This is a genomic window from Rhizomonospora bruguierae (assembly GCF_018397995.1).
In the GTDB taxonomy this organism is placed as follows: Bacteria; Actinomycetota; Actinomycetes; order Mycobacteriales; family Micromonosporaceae; genus Rhizomonospora; species Rhizomonospora bruguierae.
Window position 1 is genome coordinate 52,278 of record NZ_BBQH01000031.1, and the last position, 8,316, is coordinate 60,593.

The window sequence follows — 8,316 nt, forward strand, 5'->3', positions numbered from 1 at the left end:
GGTAAGTGTGTTTGCAGGTTCCCATCCTTACCGAGGTGAGCGGCGAGGGCAGCACGATATTCGCTGTGCGCGCAGTCACAGGTAGTTTGTCGCGCCAGCGGGCGAAACGCCCGAACCGGGCCTACGATCGGCTTCCATGAGCCGGTACGCGCAAGCCGAGCGCCGGGCGCTCGCCGACCTGCTGCTCGAACTCGGACCGGAGGCGCCGACCCTGTGCGAGGGCTGGACCGCGCGGGATCTCGCCGCACACCTGGTGACCCGGGAGCGCCGGCCCGACGCCGGCCTGGGCGTGCTGTTCCCGCCGCTGCGCCGGCACGGGGAGGCGGTCCGGACCGCGGTGGCGGCGCGGCCCTACCCGCGGGTGGTGGCGGAACTGCGGCACCCGCCGGTGTGGAGCCCGGTCAGCAACCCGCTGGTGGAGGGGGTGACCAACGTCGCCGAGATGTTCATCCACCACGAGGATCTGCGCCGCGGCCAGCCGGCCTGGCAGCCGCGGTCGCTGGGGCGCGACTTCGAGGCGGCCCTGTGGTCCCGGACGAGGACCCTGGCCCGGCTGCGGCTGCGCCGCTTCCCCGGCTCGGTCCTGGTGCAGGCGCCCGGGCTGGGCGACGCCCGCGCCGGGGCGGGCGGCCCGGCGCTGCGCCTGGTCGGCGCGCCCGGCGAACTGCTGATGTTCCTGACCGGCCGGCAGCGGGCCGCCCGCGTCCAGCTGGACGGCGCGGCCGAGGTCGCCGCGAAGCTGCGCGGCCGGGACCTGCGGATGTGATCCGGGCGGATCCTGGGCCGGGGGTTTCGCCCAGGGTCCGCGCGCTGGCGCATCGGCCGTCCGGACGAGGGTCGTGCGCCGAACGGGGGAAGCGTACCCACGAACGCGCAAGCCTTTAAATATCGGATCATCCATACCGCGGTACCGGACCGGTGGGCACTCTGGCCACCGAGGTACGTTTTGTCTACTCTCTGGTAACACCGCCGTCGCGTGACGGCGATCACCCTGCCCAATCGCGGGAGGCTGCACCCCCCATGGCCCTCGACGTCCCCTACCAGTCGATCCCGGACCTGTTCCTGACCCGGGTGGCGAAAACCCCCGACGCCCCCGCGTTCGCCCACCCGGCGGCCGACGGCTCCAGCCCGGTATGGCTCACCTGGGCCCAGGTCGCGCAGCGGGCGAAGGCGCTCGCCGCCGGCCTGCGCGAGCTGGGCGCCGGCACCGAGGACCGGGTGGCGATCGTCGCCAACACCCGCCTGGACTGGGTGATCGCCGACCTCGCCGTGATGTGCGCCGGCGGCGCCACCACCACGGTCTACCCCACCACCGAACCCGAGGACGCCTGCTACATCGTCCGCGACTCCGGCTCCAAGATCGCGGTGGTGGAGAACCAGGCGCAGGCCGCCAAGCTCACCGCGGCCGACCTGCCCGACCTCACGCACGTGGTGCTGATGGCCGGCCCAGCCGACGAGTCCGCCGCGCCGGCCCAGCTCACCATGGCCGAGGTGGAGCGCCGCGGCGCCGCCGCGCTGGCGGCCGAGCCGACGATGATCGAGCGGATCGTCTCGGGCATCCAGCCGGACCAGCTCGCCACGCTCATCTACACCTCCGGCACCACCGGCCGGCCCAAGGGGGTCGAACTGCTGCACAGGGGCTGGGTCTGGGAGGGTGTCGCCCAGGCCGAACTGGGCCTCATGCGCGCGGACGACCTGCAGTACCTGTGGCTGCCGCTGTCCCACTCGTTCGGCAAGACCCTGCTCTGCGGGATCATGCACGTCGGCATGCCCACCTACGTGGACGGCCGGGTGGACAAGCTGGTCCAGATGCTCACCGTGGTGCGGCCCACGCTGATGTGCGGGGCGCCCCGGATCTTCGAGAAGGTGTACAACCGGGCGGTCACCACCGCGCAGGAGGGCGGCGGCGCGAAGGCGAAGATCTTCGCCTGGGCGGTGCGCACCGGCAAGGCGAAGGTGGCCCTGGAGCAGGCGGGCCGGCCGGTACCGGCGGGGCTGAGGCTGCGGCACGCCGTGGCGGACCGGCTGGTCTTCACCAAGCTGCGCGCCCGGCTCGGCGGCCGGATCCGGGTCCTGGTCTCCGGCTCGGCGCCGCTGTCCGTGCCGATCGCCGAGTTCTTCGCCGCGGCCGGCATGCCCATCATGGAGGGGTACGGGCTCACCGAGAGCAGCGCCGGCAACTTCGTGAACCGGCCCGGGCACCTGAAGATCGGCACGGTCGGCGTCCCGCTGGGCGACCTGGAGTGCCGGATCGCCGAGGACGGCGAGGTGCTGCTGCGCGGGGCGCCGGTCATGCGCGGGTACCACAACCTGCCGGAGGCCACCGCGGAGGCGTTCACCGAGGACGGGTTCTTCCGCACCGGCGACATCGGGGAACTGGACGACGAGGGGTTCCTGCGGATCACCGACCGCAAGAAGGACCTGGTCAAGACGTCCGGCGGCAAGTACATCGCCCCCTCGCACATCGAGGGCCTGTTCAAGGCGCTGTGCCCGTACACCTCGCAGGCGGTGGTGGTGGGGCAGGCCCGCAACTACTGCACGATGCTGGTCACGCTCGACCCGGAGGCGATCGTCGCCTGGGCCGCGGGCGGCCCGCTCGACGGCAGGGACTACGCCGAGATCGTCGCGTCGCCGCGGGCGCACGAGATGGTCGCCGGCTACGTCGAGGAGCTGAACCGGAAGCTCAACCGCTGGGAGACGATCAAGAAGTTCACCATCCTGCCCCGGGACCTGACCATCGAGGACGGCGAGGTCACCCCGTCCATGAAGATCAGGCGGCGGAGCGTGGAGCAGAACTTCGCGGACGAGATCGAGGGGATGTACACCGGCGTGCTCGCCGAGCTCGGCTAGCCTAGCCGGCCTGCGTCACGATGTCGTTGAGGATCTTCTGGACCACGTCCCTGGTCTCCGGCGGCGACTTGATGAACACGCCGACCTGCCAGCGCAGGGCCCGGTCCGCCGGGTCCTCGCTGCCGCTGAAGAAGTGGCTGCCGTCCACCGTGTACATGCCCTCGCCGTTGGTGCGGGTCTCCACGTAGTACGTGCGCTGGCGCAGCACCTCGGCCTTCTCCGGCTCGTCCAGCCAGACCCGGTTCATCGCCACCTGCTCGGCCGCGGTGCAGGTGGTCGGGCAGGGGCGCAGCAGCACGTTGACCTTCTGCTTGGCGTCGGTGTTCCGCTCGTCCACGCAGACCCACGCCTTCGCGTTCGGGATCGTGGTCTTGCCGCCGAGGCAGCCCCACGACCCGGGCGTCCGGAAGGCGAACGGCCAGCCGTCGAAACGCATCGTGTACGTCTCCTCGCCGGCCGCGAACGACGGGCCGACCACGGTCACCGGCGACACGTTCCGCAGCACCGGCCGGCCGGGCGACCCGGTACCGCCGGAGCCGGTGGCGGGCGGCGGGACGGGCGCCCCCGTACCGTGCGACGGCTTGACGACCGGCGGGGTGCTCCGCTCGGCCTGCGGCTTACCGCCGGCCAGCGACCCGCCGAGGTAGAACACGCCCACCGCGGCCGCCATCAACAGCACCACCCCGGCGGCGATCAGGGCGGCCCGGGCACCCGTCGACATGCCCGCCGGGGCGGGCTGGACCGGCGGCGGGGTGTAGGCCGCGGGAACGGGGACGACCGGGCCGCCGGGCAGCCCGGCCAGCAGCCGCTCCGCGCCCGCCTGGCCGGAGCGGGCGTACGTGGCCGCCCACGGCCGGGTGCTGGCGAGGTCCGCCGCGTGCACCGGCACGTCGCCCGGCTGCTGGGCGAAGCTGTTGTGGCTGACCGCGGCCGCGAACGCGGCGCGCAGCGCCGGGTCGGCCGCGGCCTGCTCGCGAAGCACCACCACGGTCACCGGCGCGCCGGAGGCGTCGGCGCCCGAGTACAACTGCGCCATCGGGTTCTGGCCGACCTGCCGCAGCGCACTGAACCGCAGGTACAGCGTGTCCAGCGGGCCGGGTTGAGGGCCGGAGGGGGAACCGGGATGCGCCACGAGTGCCGACCCTATCGCCCCCGGTCAAACCGCGCCGTTCCCCGACCGGCCGCACCCTGACCCGCCGCACGCCCGACCGGCGGCAGCCCTGACCGGCGACCAAGGTGCGGCCGGCAGGCCGGGCGTGCGGGCGATGCTCGGTCAGGCGATCATCGCCGGCTCGCTCCACCGCGGGCGGGGCACCCGGTCCAGGTCATAGCGGACCGCGGCCAGCCGTCGGACCGCCTCCGCGAGGTCCTCCGGGGGCAGCGCGAACGGCAGCCGCAGGAACCGCTCCAGGGTGCCGTCCGCGCCGAACCGGGGGCCGGGCGCCAGCCGGACGCCGAGATCCTCCGCCGCCCGGGCCAGCGCGCTGGAGACCGGGCCGTCCAGCTCCGCCCAGAGCGACATGCCGCCGCGCGGCACCGCGAACCGCCACTCCGGCAACTCCGCGCGCAGGGCGGCGACCAGCGCGTCCCGCTGCCGGACCAGCTGCGCCCGCCGCGCCGGCACCACCGTGTCCGCGCGCTCCAGCAGCCGCACCGCCACCAACTGGTCCAGAACCGGGCTGGACATGTCCATCCCGACCCGCACCGCCGCCAGCCGCTGCACCACCGGCGCCGCCGCCCGCACCCAGCCGATGCGCAGGCCACCCCAGTACGGCTTGCTCATGCCGCCGATCGTCAACACCCGGGAGTGCCGGTCGTAGCTGGCCAGCGGCGGTGGCGGCGCGACCCCGTCCAGCGCCAGGTCCACGAAGGACTCGTCGGCGACCAGGTCGGTGCCGGCGCTGTGCACGGCGGCGGGCAGCCGCTCCCGCAGCCCGACCGGCATCAGGTGCCCGGTCGGGTTGTGGAACTCCGGGATCAGGTACGCCAGCCGGGGTCGGGTCTGCCGCACCGCGCCCAGCAGCAGCTCCGCGTCCCACCCCGCCCGGCCCAGGCCGTGGGTGGCGATCCGGGCGCGGCGCGCGGCCAGCGAGGCCAGCGCGTTCGGGTACGTCGGCGTCTCCACCAGGACCGGGGAACCGGCCGGCACGAGCAGGCGCAGCACCAGGTCCAGCGCGTGCTGCACGCCGCTAGTGATCATGATCTGCTCGGCGCTGGTCGGCAGCCCCCGCCGGGTGAACCCGGCGGCCACCGCGTCCCGCAGGTCGGGCAGGCCCGCCGGGTGGTACCCCGCGCCGGACAGGTACCGGGACAGGTCCGCCACGGCTTCCTCGGCCGCCGCGGGCAGCTCCGCTGGCGCCGGCATCGCCGCGGAACCCAGGTCGATCCCGTCGAGGTCGTCCAGCGGGGCCCACAGCCCGTGGCTGCCGACCCGGTGCCCGCCGGGCAGCGTGGTCCAGCTCCCGGCGCCGCGCCGGCTGGTCAGGTGGCCGGAGGCGCGCAGTTCCCGGTACGCGGCGGAGACCGTGGTGCGGCTGATCGCCAGCGCCTGCGCCAGCTCGCGCTCGGCCGGCAGCCGCACGCCCAGCGCCAGCCGGCCGTCCGTCAGCAGCCCCCGGACCGCGCCGGCCAGCGCCGCGTAGTCGGGGCTGCGCCGCCGCCCCGGCAGCGCGTGCCACTGACCGAGCAGGCGGGCCAGTTGCGCCCCGCGGACCGTGCTGACCAAGGCCACCCCCCGAGAATTGGCTCTATCTCGCCGCGCGATTGGCCTTCAGAGTGGCACGCATGGTCACGCCGGGCAATCCCTCGTCCCTGCCGCTGCGGCACCGCCTGCCGCGCCGGCTCACCCAGCTCGCGGTGGGCCTGATCGGGTATGGCGTGAGCATGGCCCTGATGATCGAGGCGAACCTCGGCCTGGACCCGTGGGACGTGTTCCATCAGGGCCTGTCCAAGCGCACCGGCCTGTCCATCGGCACCATCACGATCATCGTCGGCGCGCTGGTCCTGCTGCTGTGGATCCCGCTGCGCCAGCGGCCGGGGATCGGCACCGTGAGCAACGTGGTGGTCATCGGCCTGGCCGTGGACGCCGGACTGGCCCTGCTACCGACCCCACACCCGATGGCCGCGCGCATCGGGTTCCTGGTCGCCGGCATCGTGCTGAACGGGGTGGCCACCGGCCTCTACATCGGCGCTGCCCTCGGCCCCGGCCCCCGCGACGGCCTGATGACCGGCTACGTGGCGCTCCGCCCCGGCCGCTCCATCCGGGTGGTACGCACGGTCATCGAACTGGCCGTGCTGGCGACCGGCTTCCTGCTCGGCGGCAAGGTCGGCGTCGGCACGGTCGCGTACGCCCTGGCGATCGGACCGCTGGCGCACTACCTCATCCCGCTGTTCACCCCGGCGTCGCTCAGCGGACCGGGTGCCCGGCCGCGTGCAGAGACCGCTTGACCTGGCCGATCGTCAGCTCGCCGAAGTGGAACACGCTGGCCGCCAGCACGGCGTCGGCGCCGGCCGCCACCGCGGGCGGGAAGTGGTCCACCCGGCCCGCCCCGCCGCTGGCGATCACCGGGATGTCCACCGCCGCCCGGACCGCCTCGATCAGCGGCAGGTCGAATCCAGCCTTGGTGCCGTCCGCGTCCATCGAGTTCAGCAGGATCTCCCCGGCGCCCAGGTCCGCACCGCGCCGCGCCCACCACACCGCGTCGATGCCGGTGCCGCGCCGGCCGCCGTGCGTGGTCACCTCGAACCCGCTCGGCGTGGCCGGCTCGCCCACCGGCACCCGGCGCGCGTCCAGCGAGAGCACCAGCACCTGGCGGCCGAACCGCTGCGCGATCTCGGAGATCAGCTCGGGGCGAGCGATCGCCGCCGTGTTCACGCCGACCTTGTCCGCCCCAGCGCGCAGCAACACGTCCACGTTCGCCACCGAGCGGACCCCGCCGCCCACGGTCAGCGGGATGAACACGGACTCGGCGGTGCGCCGCACGACCTCCAGCATCGTGGCCCGGTCATCCGACGAGGCCGTCACGTCGAGGAACGTCAACTCGTCCGCCCCCGCCGCGTCGTAGGCGGCGGCCAGCTCCACCGGGTCCCCCGCGTCCCGCAGGTCCACGAAGTTGACGCCCTTCACCACCCGGCCGGCGTCCACGTCCAGACAGGGGATCACCCGCACCGCCACCGTCATGCGCCAAGCCTATCGGCCGGCGGTTCACCCGGCACCGAGCGCGGCGCCCTACTCTGCTTCCCGAGAGCAGCCCGGGGCGAGATCTTGGGTACGACACGCCGTAACGGGTGGCGGATCCGTACCACGATTTCCCACTCCACGGGCGCCGACACGGCCGGCAGCGGCCGCCCGGTAAGGGGTGGTGCCACCACAAGTCCAAGATCGGCGCGGTGACCCACGCAACGCGGCGCGGGCCGAGGCGAGGGCGGGTGGGTCAGGGAGTGGGGGTGCGGAGGGTGTCGAGGGCCTGGGCGACGGTGAACGCGCCCGCGTAGAGGGCCTTGCCGGCGATGACGCCCTCGACGCCGTGGGGTTCGAGGGTCGCCAGGGCGCGCAGGTCGTCCAGCGTGGAGACGCCACCGGAGGCGATCACCGGCGCGGCGGTGGCGGCGCAGACGTCGCGCAGCAGGTCCAGGTTGGGGCCGCGCATCGTGCCGTCCTTGGTGATGTCGGTGACGACGTAGCGGGCGGCGCCGGCCTTGTCCAGGCGGGCGAGGACCTCGTACAGGTCGCCGCCGTCGCGGGTCCAGCCGCGGGCGGCCAGGGTGCGGCCGCGCACGTCCAGGCCGATCGCGACCCGGTCGCCGTACTCGCCGGCGATCCGGTCGCACCACTCGGGGTCCTCCAGAGCGGCGGTGCCGATGTTGACCCGGGCGGCGCCGGTGGCCAGGGCGGCGGTCAGCGACGCGTCGTCGCGGATGCCACCGGACAGTTCCACCTTCACGTCGAGGCGGCCCACCACGCTGGCCAGCAGGGCGGCGTTGGAGCCGCGGCCGAAGGCAGCGTCCAGGTCGACCAGGTGGATCCACTCGGCGCCGTCGGCCTGCCAGGCCAGCGCGGCCTCGAGCGGGTCGCCGTAGCTGGTCTCGCTGCCGGCGGCGCCCTGGACCAGGCGGACCGCCTGGCCGTCGGCCACGTCGACGGCGGGGAGCAGGGTGAGCGTCACGGGTAGATCCTCCGCAGGTCAGGTCCGCCGGCCGAGCAGCACCACGACGATGGCCGGCAGCGCGAGGATGAGCAGGGCGAACAAGGCCAGACGCAGGGCGATCGGCTCGACCAGGAGCCAGATCACCAGCAGCGCGGCCAGGACGAGGCCGACCACGGCCGCCCGCTCGCCGCGGCTGCGGCGGGCGTACAGGCGGCCGGTGCGGCGGTCGGGCAGCCGGGGCGTGAGGCGGCGGACCAGGGCGCGGCGGCGCTGGCGGCGGGCGACCTTGCGGGCGCGGCGGGCCCGCAGGCGCTCCGCC

The 8,316-nt window shown here is 74.4% G+C and carries 8 protein-coding genes; 3 read left to right on the forward strand and 5 right to left on the reverse strand.

From position 1 onward, the window contains the following. Positions 1-136 precede the first annotated feature (136 nt). Entirely contained in the window at positions 137-766 is a 630-nt protein-coding gene (locus tag KJS59_RS17465; RefSeq protein ID WP_213453972.1) for a TIGR03085 family metal-binding protein, read from the forward strand. Positions 767-1,020: 254 nt separating this feature from the next. Then, entirely contained in the window at positions 1,021-2,850 is a 1,830-nt protein-coding gene (locus KJS59_RS17470; protein ID WP_213453973.1) for an AMP-dependent synthetase/ligase, read from the forward strand. Position 2,851: 1 nt separating this feature from the next. Here the strand turns inward: KJS59_RS17470 and KJS59_RS17475 are convergent, their stop codons facing one another. After that, the gene (locus KJS59_RS17475; RefSeq protein WP_213453974.1) at positions 2,852-3,982 is read right to left on the reverse strand and encodes a hypothetical protein; all 1,131 of its coding nucleotides are present in this window, start codon (positions 3,980-3,982) and stop codon (positions 2,852-2,854) included. 141 nt (positions 3,983-4,123) lie between these two features. Further along, positions 4,124-5,575 (reverse strand): MocR-like transcription factor YczR, encoded by a 1,452-nt coding sequence (gene yczR / locus KJS59_RS17480; RefSeq protein WP_213454008.1) that lies wholly within the window; start codon positions 5,573-5,575, stop codon positions 4,124-4,126. A gap of 59 nt (positions 5,576-5,634) precedes the next feature. Here yczR and yczE point away from each other — a divergent pair, with 59 nt between their 5' ends. Next, positions 5,635-6,297 (forward strand): membrane protein YczE, encoded by a 663-nt coding sequence (gene yczE / locus KJS59_RS17485; protein ID WP_213453975.1) that lies wholly within the window; start codon positions 5,635-5,637, stop codon positions 6,295-6,297. On the opposite strand, the gene hisF is transcribed toward yczE, so the two are convergent. The 3 genes from hisF to KJS59_RS17500 all read right to left on the reverse strand — a co-directional run. Further along, positions 6,257-7,030 (reverse strand): imidazole glycerol phosphate synthase subunit HisF, encoded by a 774-nt coding sequence (gene hisF, locus KJS59_RS17490; RefSeq protein WP_213453976.1) that lies wholly within the window; start codon positions 7,028-7,030, stop codon positions 6,257-6,259. The two genes, yczE and hisF, sit on opposite strands and share 41 nt — an antisense overlap. 253 nt (positions 7,031-7,283) lie before the next feature. Beyond that, positions 7,284-8,015: a bifunctional 1-(5-phosphoribosyl)-5-((5-phosphoribosylamino)methylideneamino)imidazole-4-carboxamide isomerase/phosphoribosylanthranilate isomerase PriA gene (priA, locus tag KJS59_RS17495; RefSeq protein ID WP_213453977.1), complete on the reverse strand. Its 732-nt coding sequence runs from the start codon at positions 8,013-8,015 to the stop codon at positions 7,284-7,286. Positions 8,016-8,033: 18 nt separating this feature from the next. Continuing rightward, on the reverse strand, positions 8,034-8,316 hold a 283-nt coding region (locus KJS59_RS17500; protein ID WP_306345172.1), incomplete at its 5' end, for a hypothetical protein.

What these genes read in the sequence shown, in the direction of transcription:
- KJS59_RS17465 (WP_213453972.1), top strand. Translation starts at nt 137, where the DNA reads ATGAGCCGGTACGCGCAAGCCGAGCGCCGGGCGCTCGCCGACCTGCTG.
- KJS59_RS17470 (WP_213453973.1), top strand. Translation starts at nt 1,021, where the DNA reads ATGGCCCTCGACGTCCCCTACCAGTCGATCCCGGACCTGTTCCTGACC.
- yczE (WP_213453975.1), top strand. Translation starts at nt 5,635, where the DNA reads ATGGTCACGCCGGGCAATCCCTCGTCCCTGCCGCTGCGGCACCGCCTG.
- hisF (WP_213453976.1), bottom strand. Translation starts at nt 7,030, where the DNA reads ATGACGGTGGCGGTGCGGGTGATCCCCTGTCTGGACGTGGACGCCGGC.